The sequence below is a fragment of the Luteimonas sp. TWI596 genome (genome assembly GCF_039674105.1).
Taxonomy (GTDB): domain Bacteria; phylum Pseudomonadota; class Gammaproteobacteria; order Xanthomonadales; family Xanthomonadaceae; genus Luteimonas.
Window position 1 is genome coordinate 1 of record NZ_JBDJMU010000025.1, and the last position, 16,317, is coordinate 16,317.

General features: G+C 71.5%; 14 protein-coding genes. 5 read left to right on the plus strand and 9 right to left on the minus strand.

All coding sequences use genetic code 11. The annotated features are described in order from the left end of the window. The first annotated feature begins 207 nt into the window (after positions 1-207). Positions 208-1,644, plus strand: coding sequence for a UdgX family uracil-DNA binding protein (locus ABE487_RS15300; protein ID WP_346451322.1), 1,437 nt, complete (start codon positions 208-210; stop codon positions 1,642-1,644). A gap of 126 nt (positions 1,645-1,770) precedes the next feature. Continuing rightward, positions 1,771-2,370: an aminotransferase class I/II-fold pyridoxal phosphate-dependent enzyme gene (locus ABE487_RS15305; protein WP_346451323.1), complete on the plus strand. Its 600-nt coding sequence runs from the start codon at positions 1,771-1,773 to the stop codon at positions 2,368-2,370. Positions 2,371-2,504: 134 nt separating this feature from the next. Here the strand turns inward: ABE487_RS15305 and ABE487_RS15310 are convergent, their stop codons facing one another. After that, positions 2,505-3,890 carry a gluconate:H+ symporter gene (locus tag ABE487_RS15310; RefSeq protein ID WP_346451325.1) on the minus strand — a complete coding sequence of 462 codons (1,386 nt, stop codon included), beginning with the start codon at positions 3,888-3,890 and terminating at the stop codon, positions 2,505-2,507. Between the two features lie 267 nt (positions 3,891-4,157). Here ABE487_RS15310 and ABE487_RS15315 point away from each other — a divergent pair, with 267 nt between their 5' ends. Beyond that, positions 4,158-4,586 carry a PepSY domain-containing protein gene (locus ABE487_RS15315; RefSeq protein ID WP_346444744.1) on the plus strand — a complete coding sequence of 143 codons (429 nt, stop codon included), beginning with the start codon at positions 4,158-4,160 and terminating at the stop codon, positions 4,584-4,586. Positions 4,587-4,705: 119 nt separating this feature from the next. Here the strand turns inward: ABE487_RS15315 and ABE487_RS15320 are convergent, their stop codons facing one another. The 4 genes from ABE487_RS15320 to ABE487_RS15335 form a co-directional block, all read right to left on the minus strand. After that, the gene (locus ABE487_RS15320) at positions 4,706-5,206 is read right to left on the minus strand and encodes a hypothetical protein (RefSeq protein ID WP_346451326.1); all 501 of its coding nucleotides are present in this window, start codon (positions 5,204-5,206) and stop codon (positions 4,706-4,708) included. A 41-nt stretch (positions 5,207-5,247) separates the two neighbouring features. Continuing rightward, entirely contained in the window at positions 5,248-5,622 is a 375-nt protein-coding gene (locus tag ABE487_RS15325; RefSeq protein WP_346449643.1) for a hypothetical protein, read from the minus strand. A 78-nt stretch (positions 5,623-5,700) separates the two neighbouring features. Next, on the minus strand, positions 5,701-6,441 hold the full coding sequence (locus ABE487_RS15330) for a hypothetical protein (protein ID WP_346451327.1): 741 nt from the start codon (positions 6,439-6,441) through the stop codon (positions 5,701-5,703). A gap of 96 nt (positions 6,442-6,537) precedes the next feature. Further along, positions 6,538-8,562 (minus strand): M3 family metallopeptidase, encoded by a 2,025-nt coding sequence (locus ABE487_RS15335; protein ID WP_346451329.1) that lies wholly within the window; start codon positions 8,560-8,562, stop codon positions 6,538-6,540. Between the two features lie 370 nt (positions 8,563-8,932). On the opposite strand from ABE487_RS15335, the gene ABE487_RS15340 reads away from it, so the two are divergent. Further along, positions 8,933-10,564: a Na+/H+ antiporter gene (locus ABE487_RS15340; RefSeq protein ID WP_346449639.1), complete on the plus strand. Its 1,632-nt coding sequence runs from the start codon at positions 8,933-8,935 to the stop codon at positions 10,562-10,564. A 4-nt stretch (positions 10,565-10,568) separates the two neighbouring features. On the opposite strand, the gene ABE487_RS15345 is transcribed toward ABE487_RS15340, so the two are convergent. The 3 genes from ABE487_RS15345 to aroE are packed head-to-tail and all read right to left on the minus strand — an operon-like array spanning position 10,569 to position 12,026. After that, a complete protein-coding gene (locus ABE487_RS15345) occupies positions 10,569-10,823 on the minus strand; it encodes a YkgJ family cysteine cluster protein (protein WP_346449638.1) in 255 nt (84 codons plus the stop codon). A 9-nt stretch (positions 10,824-10,832) separates the two neighbouring features. Beyond that, positions 10,833-11,168 (minus strand): hypothetical protein, encoded by a 336-nt coding sequence (locus tag ABE487_RS15350; RefSeq protein ID WP_346449637.1) that lies wholly within the window; start codon positions 11,166-11,168, stop codon positions 10,833-10,835. A gap of 12 nt (positions 11,169-11,180) precedes the next feature. After that, on the minus strand, positions 11,181-12,026 hold the full coding sequence (gene aroE / locus ABE487_RS15355; protein ID WP_346444731.1) for a shikimate dehydrogenase: 846 nt from the start codon (positions 12,024-12,026) through the stop codon (positions 11,181-11,183). A gap of 271 nt (positions 12,027-12,297) precedes the next feature. Between aroE and ABE487_RS15360 the strand changes: the two genes are divergently transcribed. Next, complete coding sequence (locus ABE487_RS15360; protein ID WP_346451330.1) at positions 12,298-14,763, plus strand: S8 family serine peptidase; 2,466 nt, start codon at positions 12,298-12,300, stop codon at positions 14,761-14,763. Between the two features lie 481 nt (positions 14,764-15,244). Here the strand turns inward: ABE487_RS15360 and hemB are convergent, their stop codons facing one another. Further along, complete coding sequence (hemB, locus tag ABE487_RS15365) at positions 15,245-16,234, minus strand: porphobilinogen synthase (protein WP_346444190.1); 990 nt, start codon at positions 16,232-16,234, stop codon at positions 15,245-15,247. Positions 16,235-16,317 lie beyond the last annotated feature (83 nt).

The following is a 16,317-nucleotide window of genomic DNA, read 5'->3' on the forward strand; positions in this document are numbered from 1 at the left end:
ATCCTGGCCTTCCCCCGCCAGCAGGGGAAGGCGACAAGCGCATCGTGGCGGCGAACGCGCCTGTGCCGCCCTCCCCCGTGTACGGGGGAGGGTTGGGTGGGGGCGCTCGGACCGATCGCAGTGTGTCGTGGGCGTGCCCCCATCCCGGCCTTCCCCCGTCAGCGGGGGAAGGCGACAAGCGCATCGCGGCGCACGGGCGAGAATGCGATGACGACGACGTCGTTGTCCAGCCACACACGCGTGACCGCGACGGTCGATCCGCCCTGGGACGCCAGTGCCTGGCGAAGCGCAGCGCGTGCCGCGCTGCGCGCCGGTCTGCCGCCCGAGCAGCTCGACTGGAACGGGGGTGCGCAGGGATCGTTGCTGGGCGGCCTCGACCTCGCCGCGCTGCCGCCGCAACACAGCGCGCCGCGGGTGCCGTCCGAGTTCCTGAGTCTCGCCGATGCCGTGCTCTGCCATCGCGCCGATGACCGCCACGGCCTGCTCTATCGCATGCTCTGGCGCATCGCGCAGGGCGAGCGCGCGTTGCTGCTGCGCGCGGCCGACCCCGACGTGCACCGCGCACGCACGATGGCCCAGGCCGTGCGCCGTGATACCCACAAGATGAAGGCCTTCGTGCGCTTCCGCGCCGTCCCTGGCGCCGACGAGGAATACGTCGCCTGGTTCGAGCCCGACCACTGGATCGTCGATCGGGTCGCGCCGTTCTTCGCGCGCCGCTTCGCCGGCATGCGCTGGGCGATCGTGACGCCATACCGCAGCGCGCTGTGGGACGGCCGCACGTTGGCGTTCGCGCCGGGCGGCACGCGCGCCGATGCGCCGGCCGAGGACGCGCGCGAAGACCTGTGGCGGACCTACTACGCCAACATCTTCAATCCGGCCCGGCTCAACACCACGATGATGCGCGCCGAGATGCCGCAGAAGTACTGGAAGCACCTGCCCGAGACCGCATTGCTGCCGGGGCTGGTGCGCGAGGCGGGCGTGCGCGTGCGTGAGATGGCCGAGCGCGAACATCAGGCGCCCCGTCGGCGCATCCCGGCCGTGCCCGCGTCGCCCGCCCCAACGCCCGATGGCGTGGACGCGCTGCGCGAGGCCGCGCGCGACTGCCGGCGGTGTCCGTTGTGGCAACCGGCGACGCAGGTGGTGTTCGGCGAAGGGCCGAGCGATGCCCGCACGATGATCGTCGGCGAGCAGCCGGGCGACGAAGAGGATCTGTCGGGCCGGCCGTTCGTCGGGCCCGCGGGGCGGGTGTTTTCGCGCGCGCTCGATGAGCTGGGCATCGACCGCGGCTCGCTCTACCTGACCAATGCAGTCAAGCATTTCCGGTTCGAGCCGCGCGGCAAGCGGCGGCTGCATCGACGCCCAGATGTCGCCCACGTCGAGGCCTGTAACGGCTGGCTGCGCGCCGAGATCGCGCAGGTGCGGCCCGAGCGTATCGTCTGCCTGGGCGCGACGGCCGCGCGCGCGGTGTTTGGGCCGGGCGTGCGGCTGACCGAGGAGCGCGGGCTGTGGCGCACACGCGAGGACGGCGTGCGCGCCTTCGCCACCGTGCATCCGTCGTGGGTGCTGCGCCAGGGCGATCCTGTCGCGCAGGCCCAGGCCTATGCCGGATTCGTCGACGACCTGCGCCTGCTGACGGCGGGCTGATGTCGGCGCGGCCTCGTGCGGGCGGTCGCCTCAGCAGCCCTGGGCGTGCTCGCCGCGCAGCGTCATGACCTTGCTGGCCATGCGCGCGACGACCTTGCCGTCCTCGCGTTGGATGTCGCAGCGGTCGTGCGCGATCGTTCGGCCGCGATGTTCGGCCCAGGCATGTGCGCGCAGCCGCGCGCTGCGGCCTATGCCTGGCTGGCGGACCCGGCACCGGTCGCGCTGGCGACGTTGGCGCCCGAACGCACGTTCCACATCGCCAGCCTGTCCAAGAGCGTGGCCAGCGGTCTGCGCTTCGGCTACGTCGTCGTGCCGCAAGCCTGCGCGGTCCGGGTCAAGGCCGTGATCCGGGCCAGCCACTGGAGCCTGCCGAGTCTGGTGACCGCGATGGCGACGCGCTGGATTGCCGACGGCACGGTCGCGCAGCAGGAGATCGTCTTGCGCCACGATGCGCGCCGACGCCAGGCGATCGCGGCCGATGCGCTCGCCAGCCTCGACGTGCGCGCGCATCCTGCATCGCCGTTCCTGTGGCTGCGCCTGCCCGAGGACCTGCGCATGGATGGTGCCACCGAGGCGCTGGCCGAGCGCGGCATCGCCGTCTCCAAAGCCGAGGCGTACGCGACCGGCCGTCATGCACCGCACGCGCTACGGCTGGCACTGGGGTCGGTGCCGGTGGACGGACTCGAGCCGGTGCTGCGGCGTTTGCGCGACACGCTGTTGCTCTGATCTCTCAATAGCGCGGCGCACCACCGACACAGGCCGAATCGGCTCAGGGAAAATGGAGCTTCCGGCTTGGCCGTTCGATCGTTTCGGCCTCACCGCGGTCCGTGCGCGATCTCGCAACCGGTCGTGGCGTCGTGTCAGACCAACGGCGGCAGCAGATTCATCAGCAGCACCATGCACAGCCCGACCAGCGACACGATCGACTGCACCACCGAAATGGTCTTCGTCGCCTCGCCCATGCTCATGCCGAAGGACTCCTTCACCAACCAGAAGCCCGCGTGGTTGGCATAGTTGAAGAACAGCGAACCGCAGCCGATGGACAGCGCCAGCAGTGGCAGGTTGAGCGTAGGCTCGGCCGCGCCCAGCGGCGCCAGCAGCCCTGCCGCGCCGACCACGCCCACGGTGGCCGAGCCGGTGGAGACCGACAGCAGCATCGCGATCAGCCAGCCCAGCAGCAGCGGCGACAGGGCCAGCTGCTGACTCATGTGCACGATCGCATCGCCGACCCGTGCATCGGTCAGCACCTGCTGGAAGGCCCCCCCGCCCGCGATGATCAGCAGCACGCCGGCCACCGGCTTGACGCTCTCGCCCAGCGCTGTGCGCACTGCCGCAGGCGCGCCCGGCCGCAGGACCACCATGGCCAGCCCCACGCCCAGCAGCATGGCGACGATCGGATGGCCGACGAAGGCCGCCACGTGCAGCACGGTCGAACCCTCGGGGAGCAGCACTTCCGCCACTGCGTGGCACAGCATGAGCAGCGCGGGTGCCAGCGCCACGACGATGCCAAGCCCCAGTCCCGGCGGTGCGTGCCGCGCCGGCGCCGTGTCGTCTGCGGCTGCGGCATCGTGATCGAGCAGGGCGGCGTCGGGCCGCACCGACATGCGCGGCGCGATGAACATGCCGTAGACCGGTCCCGCCAGGACGATGGCCGGGATCGCGGCGATGAAGCCGTAGAGCATGGTCGCCCCCACGCTGGTGCCCAGGGTGGCGATTGCGGTCAGCGGCCCGGGATGCGGCGGCACCATGCCGTGCATCGCGGCCAGCGCCGCGATTACCGGCACCCCCACATACACATAGGCCGAACCGCGATTCCCGCCGTGCGACTCGAGCTTGCGGGCCACGCCGAAGATCAGCGGCAGCAGGATCACCAGCCCGACTTCGAAGAACATCGGGATTCCGATGATGAAGGCCACGCCTGCCATCGCCCAGGGCAGCACGCGCGGCGAGGCACGCCGCAGGATGGCATTGGCCAGCGTGTCCGTCACGCCCGCCTGCGCGAGCACCTTGCCCAACATGGCGCCCAGCGCCACCACCAGGCCGACGGCGCCGAGCGTCTTGCCGGCACCGTTGCTCACGGCATGCACCAGGGCGTCCAGTGGCATGCCGGTGGCCAGGCCCGCGCCGAACGACACCAGCAGGAGCGCCAGCAGGGGATGGAGCCGGGGCCGCGCCACGATCAGGAGCACCAGCACGACGACGCTGGCAAGGGCGATGAGGAGGACTTGGATATCGCTCGACGTCATGAGGGCGGCGGTGCGTGGAGGCCGGCGGCGAGGATAGTCCTCCTGCCGTTCGTCCCGTGTTTCGCCGCTGGCGGCAAGGTGCGGGGGGGCGTGTAGCCCGGCCCAGGGCTTCATGTCGGTGCATCCCGATCCGCTCTCCCGTCGATGCGGCGGCCGTTTCGGTCGCCGCCGTGTCGATGAACCGCGCCCGCCATCGGCGACCGTCGTTCACCGCTGCTTCGCGCAGCTCAAAGAAGACTCGGCCGACCCCTACGCAGGAGCCTTTCGATGAAGACGACCCTGATCCGCGGCCTGGCGCTCGCCCTGTCCCTGACCGCCGGTGCTGCCCTGGCGCAGGACGCGATGACCAGCGCCCAGGTCCGCGCCGCGCTGACCGACGGCGGCTATACCGACGTGACCGATCTCGAGTTCAAGGACGGCCTGTGGAAGGCCGACGTCAAGGACGCCAACGGGCGCAAGATCGACGTCCGCCTGGATCCGGCCACCGGTCGCGTGTATCCCGACAATGCCGGCGCAACGACGCTGGGCGAGGCCGATATCCGCGCCAAGCTCACCGCCGCCGGCTTCACCAAGATCGAGGACGTGAAGTTCGACGACGGTCTGTGGGAAGCCGAGGCCGATACCCGCGAGGGCCAGCGTGTCGATCTCAGGCTCGATCCGCAGGACGGACGCGTCATCAGCCAGTCGCGCGACTGATCGCTGCGCAACGTTGCACGTGCGACCAACGCCCGGCACAGGCCGGGCGTTTTCCTAACCGCAAAGCTGGCGTCGTGCGCGAACGGCAACGACAGGCGCGCATCGCGCGGTCATGCGGATCAGTCGCCGCGGTCGGGACGCGGCACGTCGTTGGGCATCGCGTCGCGGACGCAGTTGGCGGCAGTGCGCGGTTGTTCGGGGGTCGCGACCAGGCAGTGCGCCGCGGCCTGGGCCCACCGAGAAACGGCATCGTGTCGGTCGGCCAGCGCGTCGGTCTCGACCAGCCACCGGGCGATGTCGAGCATGCGTTGGCGATCATCGAGCGAGGCGACCGCATCGAGCGCCGCCGCGCTGACCACGAAGCTGTGCGCGAAAGCGGCGGTTGCGCGCTCGGCGGTCTGCGCCGGGTCCAGCCGTCCGTCGTCGGCGACCAGCAGCCCCTGCAGGCGGATCGCCTCGCGCGCCTTGAGGTCGCCAGCCGAGCCGATGCTCGTGCGCAGCATGACCGTCGTGCTCAACGCTCCGATGAAGATGCCGCCCAGCAGCACGAACACCGCGCCGATCAACATCGGCGTACGCGATACGGGCTCGGCCCGGTGGGTCGGATCGGGATGGGTCACGCGTGGTCTCCGGTACCGGCCACGACGGCCGGCCGACTAGGCTAGCGCAGCCAGCCTGCGAGTTCCTCGCGGCTGAGGCGACCGTCGCGATTGCTGTCCACCGCGTCGAACTCGGCCGACAGCGTGGGGTGGGCGCGCGCCTCGGCGCGGCTGATGTAGCCGTCGCCATCGGCATCGAGCGCGGCGAAATCGACCCGGTAGGGGCTCGTCGTCGCCGGACGCGGCTCGTAGGAGCGGATGATCACCTGCTGGCCATCGGCGCGGTCGTAGGTCACCACCCCGGTCTGGCGTCCTGTCTGCGACGACAGCGCTGGCGGTTCGCCCACCGGCTCCAGTGCACTGGTGCTGACCTGCGCGGTCGCGACAGCAGGCAGGATCGCCACGCCGAGCGCGGCGGCAAGCAGGCGGCAGGACATGACGGGCTCCTGGGAACGGGGGCGTCTACGATGCCGCGCCGATCCCCTGCAGAGCGTGAACAGGCGCCTGAGACCCAGTCAGGCGGTGCGCTGCCGCAGCCGCAGCACGACGGTCTGGATCACCAGCAGCGTCGCGATGCCCAGCGCCACCCAAGCCGATGTCGTCGCCCCGGCCAGCGGCCAGTCCGTCTGCTTGATCCACACCGCGAACAGGCCCCACAGCGCGACCGCCGCATAGGCCGGGTTGCCGCGCATGCGGGCGTTGAGCGCGAGCAGCAGCGCCGCCGCAATCGCCCACAACGCCAGGCTCCAGCCGAGCATGCGCGAGGGCGACAGCCATTGGTAGGCCACGATCGTCTGCGCGACGTTGAGGAAGGCGGCCAGCGACAACCAACCCGCGTGCAGCGACAACGCCAACCAGGCGATGCGCCGGCCGCGCGCGGCATTGCCGTCCGACAGCTGGACCGCGCACCAGGCCAGGCAAGCGAGTGCGCCGACGATCACCGCCACGCAGGCGATGAATTGACCGGCCGAGAACAACGGCATCCAGATCGTGGTCAGCGCGAACCCCAGTGCGGCGACCGGGGCGATGCGTGCCAGCAGCGCATCGTGACGACGCGCCCCGGTCGCCTGCCAGGCGGCGTAGGCGATGTCGAGCACAAAGATCAGGCCCCAGATCGAGAACGCATAGCCCGCCGCGACCAGCAGCGTCGGGTAGCGTCCCGACACCGCGGCCTGGTCGGGCCCGAATGCACCGGTCTGCGACAGCCAGCCGACGATGGGCATGGCGAGCGAGCACAACAGGACGAGCAGGCGCATGGATGCGATCCAGAGGTCAACCGCGCGCATGGTCGCACGGCCGCGTGACGGTGGCGCAGTGCGAGCGCAAGTCGGTGCGACCGTCCGGCGTGGGGCTCAGGCGGCCATGCCGCTGTGCCGCAGCAGCGCCGCGATATCGGGGTCGCGGCCGCGGAAGGCGCGGAAGTTGTCGGCCGCATCGCGGCTGCCGCCGCGCGCCAGGATCTCGTCGCGGAACCGCGCACCGGTCTGCGCCAGCTGATCCGGAGTTTCCTCGAACGCGGCGTAGGCGTCGGCGCTGAGGACTTCCGCCCATTTGTAGCTGTAGTAGCCCGCCGCATAGCCGCCGGCGAAGATGTGCGCGAACTGGTGCGGGAACCGGTGCCAGGCCGGCGTGCGCAGCACCGCGACCTCGTCGCGCACGCGCTCGAGCAAGGACAGCGCGTCGTCCTGGGCAGGGTCGAAGCCGGCGTGCAATTGCATGTCGAACAGGGCGAACTCGATCTGGCGCAGCGTCTGCAGGCCGCTGTGGAAGTTGCGCGCGGCCAGCATGCGGTCGAACAGATCGCGCGGCAGCGGCGCGCCGGTCTCCACGTGCGCGGTCATCGCTTCGACGCGCGGCCATTCCCAGCAGAAGTTCTCCATGAACTGGCTCGGCAGTTCCACCGCGTCCCACTCCACGCCGTTGATGCCGGCGATCGGCAACTCGCCGACTGCAGTCAGCAACTGGTGCAGGCCGTGGCCCATCTCATGGAACAGCGTGGTCACCTCGCCGTGGGTGAACGTCGCCGGGCGCCCATCGGCGCCGCGGCCGAAGTTGCATACCAGGTAGACCAGGGGCGTCTGCACGCGATCGCCACTCGCGCGGCGGTTGCGGCCATCGTCCATCCACGCGCCGCCGCGCTTGCCTTCGCGCGCGTACAGGTCGAGATAGAACTGCCCGACCAGCGTGCCGTCGCCATCGACCAGCCGGTAGAAGCGCACGTCCGGGTGCCAGATCGGGGCGCTGTCGGGCGCGACGCGCAGGCCGTAGAGGGCGTGGATCAGGTCGAACAGGCCGGTAAGCACGCGGTCTTGCGTGAAGTACTGCTTCACCGTCTGCGCCGAGTAGTCGTAACGTGCCTGGAGCAGCCGTTCGGCGGCGAACGCGACATCCCAGGGCTGCAACGCGTCCAGGCCCAGCGTGTCGCGCGCGAACGCCTCGAGCGCATCGCGGTCGTGCTGGGCATGCGGGCGGGCGCGCGCCGCGAGGTCGTGCAGGAAGGCGAGCACGTCGCCCGGCGAAACCGCCATCTTGGTCGCCAGCGACAGGCTGGCGTAATCGTCGAAGCCCAGCAACGCGGCTTGCTCGGCGCGCAGCGTCAGGATCCGGGCGATCAACGGGCCGTTGTCGCGCGCCGCCGGCCCGGCTTCGGACGCACGCAGGCCGTAGGCGCGGTACAGCGTCTCGCGCAGCGCGCGATCCTCGGCGTAGGTCTGCACCGGCAGGTAGCAGGGCATCTGCAGCGTGAGCGTCCAGCCGGACTGGCCGGCTTTCTCGGCGGTCGCGCGCGCCGCGGCGACGACATCCTCAGGCAGGCCGGCGAGCCGCGCGACATCGTCGACATGCAGCGAGAATGCGTCGGTCGCGTCGAGCACGTGTTCGGAGAACTGCGCCGACAGCGCGGCGAGTTCTTGGCGGACCGCCGCCAGCCGCGCCTTGTCCTGGGCGTCGAGCGCGGCACCGCCGAGGCGGAAGTCCCGCAGCGCATGAGCGATCACCCGCCGGCGCAGCGGGTCGAGCCCGAGCGCATCGGCCTCGTCGGACAGGCGCCGGTACTGGGCATACAGCGCCTCGTCCTGTGCGAGGGCGTTGAAGAACGCGGTGACCTTCGGCAGCGCGGCGTTGTAGGCGGCGCGCAGCTCAGGCGTGTTGACGACGGCATTGAGATGCGAGACCTGGTTCCAGGCGCGCCCCAGCCGTTCGGTCGCCTCCTCGAGCGGGACGACGACCTGCTCCCAGCCCACCGGCTGGGTCCGCCCCGCGACCGCCAGCGCCGCCTCGGCCTCGGCGACGAGCGCATCGATGGCCGGCTGCACGTGCGCCGGTGCGATCGCGTCGAAATGGGGCAGGCCGGAGAAGTCGAGCAGCGGATTGGTCATCGTCGGGCACAGCGGTGTGGGGACGTTCGATTCTAGGGGCTCGCAGCGTTGGGCGATGTCGTCGACGGCTTCATTCGCGGGGTCACAGTGCAATTTCGCGAGGCGAAATTGCACTCTGACCCCGGTTTTTGACCTCTGTTCGGGCGAGCGGGACGCGTGGCGTCCGGCCGACGATCCGCGGCGCACCGAAGTCGCGCTTCAACGCTTTCCAAGGCAGGCGCGTTCTTGAGCGGACCAGCTGCCGGGTTGCCCGCAGCCTGTGCATGCACGCGGGCTATATCGAGACACGGGCACGCACGCGATGCGCTCCCCGTGATCGACCGACAGCGTTATCGTGGTGGACTCCTGCGCCGCGTGCTGCCGACCGCCCATGCATTCGATCGAAGTCGTCCTGGTGATGCTGCTGGCCGTCGTCGTGAGCGGTTACCTGACCCGCGTGCTGCAGCGCTGGCTGCCGCTGCCGCTGCCGGTGGTGCAGATCGCGCTGGGCGCGACGATCGCCGGCGTGTTCGGGCGGGGCGTCGCGCTCGACCCGCATCTGTTCTTCGTGCTCTTCCTGCCCCCGCTGCTGTTCCTCGATGGCTGGCGGATCCCCAAGAGCGGCCTGTTCCGCGACCGCGGCGTGATCCTGCAGCTGGCGCTGGGGCTGGTGGTGTTCACGGTGCTGGGCGCCGGCCTGCTGATCCACTGGATGATCCCGGCGATGCCATTGGCGGTGGCGTTCGCGCTGGCCGCGATCCTGTCGCCGACCGATCCGGTCGCGGTGTCGTCGATCGCCGCGCGTGCGCCGATTCCCTCGCGCGTGATGCACATCCTGGAGGGCGAGTCGCTGCTCAACGACGCCTCGGGCCTGGTGTGCTTCCGCTTCGCGGTGGCGGCGGCGCTGACTGGCGGCTTCTCGCTGCTCTCCGCCTCGCTGACCTTCCTGTGGCTGGCGCTGGCCGGCGTCGCGGTCGGCGCGGCGTTGACCATCGCGATCAACCGCGGGCATGCGCTGGTCTCGCGCGTGTTCGGCGAGGAGGCGGGTACGCCGATCCTGATCAGCCTGCTCACCCCGTTCGGCGCCTACCTGCTGGCCGAGCAGATCGGCGCATCGGGCATCCTCGCTGCGGTCGCGGCCGGCATCACGATGAGCTATGTCGAGCTCAGCGGCCGCGCCCTGGCGACGACCCGGGTGCAGCGTGCCGCGGTCTGGGACACGGTGCAGTTCTCGCTCAACGGCATCATCTTCGTGCTGCTGGGCGAGCAGTTGCCGTGGATCGTCGACCGCGCGGTGAGCACGGTGCGCGAGGCCGGCCACGTCACCCCGTGGTGGCTGGTGGTCTACGTGCTGGCGATCTACGCCGGCCTGTTCGCGCTGCGTTTTGCCTGGGTGTGGGTGACGTTGCGCATCGCGCTGTCGCGCAACGGCGCGCGGCGGCAGTGGCCCGAATGGCGGTTGGTGGCGGCGATGTCGCTGGCCGGCGTGAGAGGCGCGATCACGCTGGCGGGCGTGCTGACGCTGCCGCTGGCGCTGTATGACGGCACGCCGTTCCCGGCGCGCGACCTGGCGATCTTCCTGGCAGCGGCGGTGATCCTGATCTCCCTGCTGCTCGGCAGCCTGGTGCTGCCGCGGCTGCTGCGCGGGCTCACCGTGCCGGTCGAGGGCGAAGGCGACCGCGAGATGGACCTGGCCCGACACGAGGGCGCGGTCGCCGCGGTGGCGGCCGTGGAGCGCGCGCAGCATGCGCTGCCTGGCGCCAAATCCGACCCTGACCTCTACGCCAGCGCCGCGGTCCGGGTCATGGCGCTGTACCAGGACCGGCTGCGCCGCGAGGCCGGCGGCGGCATCGATGCCGAGGAATTGCGCCGCGCCGACGACGCCGAGCGCGCGTTGCGCATCGCGGCCGTCGCGGCCGAGCGCGAATGCATCTACAGCCTCGCCCGTCATCGGCGGATCTCCGACGAGATCGCCCGCCGGCTGGTCCGCGACCTCGACCTGCTCGAGGCGCGCTACCGCTGACGGTTCACGGTGTGGTCGCCCGCTCCAGATGCTCGAGCAGTGCGAACGCCGCGTCCCGCGACCCGCCACACATGTCCTGGGCCGGGCGCAGCGAGCTGCAGAACGCAGGCCGTTCGGGGCGGCCGAACAGCCGGCAGCGCAGCGACTCGTCGAGCTGCACGCACGCCACGCCGGCTGGCTTGCCGTCGGGCATGCCGGGGATCGGCGAGGTGATCGACGGCGCGATGCAGCACGCCGCGCAAGCCGGACGACACTCCATGGCGCGGCGTCAGCGGCGCCGGCGTACGACCGCCAGGGCCAGCAGGATCAGGCCGGCCGCCTCGATCATCGCCAGGCTGACGCTGACAACGCCGTAGAACAGGCCCGTCGCCGCGAACGGCAGCGCGGCGACGGTGATATAGGCCTGCACCAGTGGATAGGTGCCCGCCGCGAGCAACTGGGCAGCCAACATCACGCCGAACCCCCAGGCCGCCAGCCGCACCGCCGGTGGGTCTACGTTGCGTTGACGCAGGACCAGTACGAGCGCGACACCGAGCGCGATCAGCAGCGGCACGCGCGCAGGCAACTGCAGGACCATCGACATCAACAGGGCATGGACATCCATCGTCATGGCCTTCTAGTCCGCGCTGACCAGCGCGACGTTGCGCGCCTGCAGCGCCGCGAACACCGGATCGGTCTCCGGCCGCACACCGTGCCAGAGCAAAAAGCTCTCGGCCGCCTGCTCGACCAGCATGCCCAGTCCGTCGATCGCATCGCGCACGCCGTGGGCACGCGCCCAGGCCAGGAATGGCACCGAAGCTTCGCCGTAATTGAGGTCGACCGCGGCGGTGCGCATGCCCACCAATGCGCGCGGCAAGGCCGGGAAGCTGCCGTCGCGTCCGGCGGAGGTGGCGTTGATGATCAGGTCGAACTCCCCCGACTCGCCGACGCGTTCGAGATAGCGCGGATGCACCCGCCCGGGCTCGCCGAGCGCATCGGCCAGGGCGTCGGCGCGCTCGGGCGTGCGGTTGACGATCGTCAGGCCGTCGACGCCAGCCTCCAGCAGCGCCCCGGCGACTCCGCGCGCCGCGCCGCCTGCGCCGATCAGCAACGTCCGGCGCCCGCGCAGGTCGAGGCCGTGGCGATCGGTCAGGTCGCGGACCAGGCCCGCGCCGTCGGTGTTGTCGCCATGCCAGGTCGCGCCGCGGCGCACCAGCGTATTGACCGCGCCCACGCGTTGCGCGCGTTCGGACTGCGTGTCGGCCAGCGCGAACGCCGCCTCTTTCAGCGGCAGCGTGACGTTGGCGCCGGCGCCTCCCGATGTCGCGAAGGCCGTCACCGCCTCGGCGAAGGCCGAAGGCGCGGCATCGATCGCGGTGTAGTCGATCGCGATGCCGGTCTGCTGCCCGAACGCAGCATGGATCCGCGGCGACAGCGAATGGGCGACAGGATGGCCGAACACGGCGTAGCGGGGGCTGGGCATCGGGCGACTCGGGCAGGCAGCGCGCCGGTCCGGCGCCCGACGAGTCTAGGGCATGCCATCGGCATTGATGGGGGGCGCCGGGGCGAATCGGCCGCAGTGCAGGATGCGGCCACGGCCCGGACGCGGTATACACGGAAGCGGAAGCAGGGGGACGCAGCGAGCCAGGGGGGGCGCGGCGGCATCGAGAAGGTCGGGCGGGGACGGCAGCCATGCCGTGCGCGCCGGGCAGGTCACCGGTGAATCACCGTCATCTGAAAAGGGGAGCTTTCGCATGTCACGTATCCGCACACTCGGCGGGGCTTCGGTCCTGCTCGGCGTCGTCGCCGTCGCCGCCGCAAGTACCGTCATTCCCGGCGCCGAGCCCGCGGCCCGGCAGGCGCTGCAATCGGCCCGTCAGGGCGTGGGCGCGCTGCTGGGCACGGCCCCGGTCGCTTCTGCCGCCACGCCGCGCGGTGCATCGCCCGCGCCGGCCGCGCAAGGCCCGGGGCGCTACATCGTGGTCCTGGACGATCCGGCCCTGGCCGGCTACTCCGGCGGCGTCGCCGGGCTGGCGGCGCCGGCCAAGCGCCGCGAGGGCCAGCGCCTGGACGTGCGCAGTGCCCCGGCGCGCAGCTACGTCGGCTATCTGCAGCGGCGCCAGCGCGAAGTCGAAAGCGGCATCGCGCTGGACCTGGGCCGGTCGCTCAGGGTCGAGCGCCGGATGCAGCATGCGATCAACGGCCTCGTCGTCGAGTTGGCGCCTGCCGAGGCGGCGAAGGTCGCCGCGCGCAGCGACGTGCGCTTCGTCGAGCCCTACCGCGAGTACGCGCTCGATACCGATACCGGGCCCGGCCTGATCGGCGCACCGGCTTTGTGGAACGGGGCGATCGGCGGCCTGGGCGCGCTGAAAGGCGAGGGCGTCGTGGTCGGCATCCTCGATTCGGGCATCAACTTCGGTTCGCCCTCGTTCTCGGCGGTCGACCCGGTCGACGGCTACGTCCACATCAATCCGCTCGGTAGCGGCACCTACCTGGGCACTTGCGCGCCCGGCGGCATCGATGCCGGCCGCTGCAACGACAAGCTGATCGGCGGCTACGACTTCGTGTGCGAGGCCCCGGGGCTGACCTGCGGCCGCGAGGGCATCCGCGAGGAACCCGGCTTCGGCGACACCAACAGCCACGGCAGCCACGTGGCCTCCACCGTCGCCGGCAACCGTCGCAACGTGGTCTTCAGCGGTAACTCGCGTGCGATCTCCGGCGTGGCGCCACGCGCGAACATCGTCGCCTTCGACATCTGCTACACGCGCCTGTCGGATGGCCGGGGCCTGTGTCCCAACGTCTCGGCGGTGGCCGCGGTCGAGCAGGCGCTCGCCGACGGCATCGTCGACGTCATCAACTACTCGATCGGCGGCGGCGGCCAGCCGTGGAGCGAGGCGGTCTCGCTGGCGTTCCTGTCGGCGAGCGAGGCCGGCATCTATGTCGCGGCCTCGGCCGGCAACAGCGGTCCGGCCGCCAACAGCATGGGCCACCTCGAACCCTGGGTCGCCTCGACGGGCGCGGCCCAGCATGGCCGCGGCGCATTCGCCTCCGCGTTGCAGGTCACGGGCCCGGCGCCGGTGCCCGAGCCGCTGTCGCTGATCCTGCTGACCGAAGGCACCGGCGGCACGCCGCACACCGCGAGCATTCCCGGCACGACACGCCTGCGGGTCAGCGCCGGCATCGACGGGGGCACCGACGGTTGCAGCGCCTACGCTGCGGGTACGTTCCAGAACGCGATCGCGGTCGTGCGCCGCGGCAGCTGCGCGTTCTCCGACAAGGCCGCCAACGCGGCCGCGGCCGGCGCGGTCGCGGTGCTGATCGCCAACAACGCCGAGGGCGGCCTGGTGCCGTCGGTGCCGGGCGCGACCGTGCCGGTGTTCTCGGTGACCCAGGCCGAGGGCAACGCGCTGCGCGATTTCGCCGCAACACGGCCCAACGCCACCGCCGGCATCGGCTACCCGCCGCTGGCCACGCCCAATGTGCCCGACGCGCTCGGCGATTTCAGCTCGCGCGGGCCGGCCGGCACCTTCAACCTGCTCAAGCCCGACGTGGTCGCGCCCGGCGTGTCGATCCTGGCCACGGTGGCCGGTGAGACCATCACCGGGTACGAGAACGCACTGGGCCTGATGAACGGCACGTCGATGGCCTCGCCGCACCACGCCGGCGCCGCCGCGCTGCTGCGCCAGGCGCGGCCGGACTGGTCGGTGCCCGAGATCAAATCGGCGCTGGCGCTGACCGCCAAGACCCTGGTCTACACCGAGGACGAAGTCACGCCCGGCACGCCGTTCGATCGCGGCAGCGGCCGCATCCGCGTCGACCGCGCGGCCGAGGCCGGTCTGTTGATGCACGAGACCGGTGCGCGCTATCTGGCGGCCAACCCGGCGCAGGGCGGCGATGTCGCCAATCTCAACCAGCCGGGCCTGGCCAACCGCAACTGCCAGACCCGCTGCAGCTTCGTGCGCACGTTCCGCAATCCGCATGCCCAGGCCTCGACCTGGCGGGTGCGCGTTGCCGGCGTCACGGCGACGGCCATGCCGGCGCAGCTGCGGGTGCCGGCCGGTGCCAGCGTCAGCCTGCGCATAACGGTCGACGCGCGCAGCCTGCCGGCCAACGGCAGCTGGCGCTTCGGTGAGGTCACGTTGGAGCCGGTCGGCGGCGCGCTCGGTCCGCAGCGCACCGCGCTGACGCTCCCGGTCGCAGTGGCCCGCCAGGCCAACTGAAGCACCGCCGCCTGCCACCTCCCCCGCAGCGCGGGGGAGGTGCACGCGCGCAGCGCGTCGGGCGGGGGGCACGGAGCTCGCGCCGAAGAGCGCCCCCATCCCAGCCTTCCACCCGTGAAGGGCGCAATGCCCCGTCAACGGTGGAGGGTGCGAAGCGGCACAGCGTGCAGGTCACCTCCCCCGCAGCGCGGGGGAAGTCGGCGCGCGCAGCGCGTCGGGCGGGGGGCACGGAACTCGCGCCGGAAAGCGCCCCCATCCCAGCCTTCCGCCCGTGAAGGGCGCAATGCCCCGTCAACGATGGAAGGTGCGAAGCGGCACAGCGTGCAGGTCACCTACCCCGCAGCGCGGGGGAGGTCGGCGCGCGCAGCGCGTCGGGTGGGGGCACGGAGCTCGCGCCGAAAAGCGCCCCGATCCCAGCCTTCCACCCGTGAAGGGCGCGATTCCCCGTCCGCGGGGGAGACCGGCAACGGCCCCGCGGGGGTCAGCCCTCGCGCAGCCAGCGGGCCGCGTCGAGGGCGAAGTACGTCAGCACGCCGTCGGCGCCCGCGCGCTTGAAGCCCAGCAGCGATTCGAGCGCGCACTTGCGCTCGTCGAGCCAACCGTTGGCGGCGGCCGCCTTGAGCATCGCGTACTCGCCGCTGACCTGGTAGGCGAACACCGGCACCGCGAACTCCGTCTTGGCGCGGCGCACGATGTCCAGGTACGGCATCCCGGGCTTGACCATCACCATGTCCGCGCCCTCGTCGAGGTCCTGCGCGATCTCGCGCATCGCTTCGTCCGAGTTGCCCGGGTCCATCTGGTAGGTCGCCTTGTCGGCCTTGCCCAGCGCGCCGGCCGAGCCGACCGCATCACGGAACGGGCCGTAGAACGCGCTCGCGTACTTGGCGGCGTAGGCGAGGATGCGCACGTGCACGTGGGCGTCGGCCTCGAATGCGGCACGGATCGCGCCAATGCGTCCGTCCATCATGTCGCTGGGCGCGACGATGTCGGCGCCGGCATGCGCGTGCGACAGCGCCTGCCGCACCAGTGCCTCGACGGTCACGTCGTTGAGCACGTAGCCGGCCTCGTCGATGATGCCGTCCTGGCCATGCGTGGTGTAGGGGTCGAGCGCGACGTCGGTGATCACGCCCAGATCGGGGAAGCGTGCCTTGAGCGCACGCACCGCGCGCTGGCACAGGCCCGCGTCGTCCCAGGCGGCGGCCGCGTCGAGCGACTTGGCCTCCGGCGCGGTGACCGGGAACAGCGCCAGCGCGGGTACGCGCAGTTCGCTCGCGACCTCGGCCACGCGCAGCAGTTCGTCGATCGACAGACGCTCGACACCGGGCATCGACGGGACCGCCGCGCGCCCGGTGCTCTCGTGCACGAAGACCGGGTAGATCAGATCGTCGGCGGTGAGCGTGGATTCGCGCATCAACCGGCGCGAGAAATCGTCGCGGCGCATCCGCCGCATGCGGGTATCGAGTCTGATCATCCGGCGATTCTACGCCGCCACCGGCGCCGGGCCCTGCGACGCCGGGTCGCAGGGGCGCGGTGCGGTTGCACTGCGCACGGGCC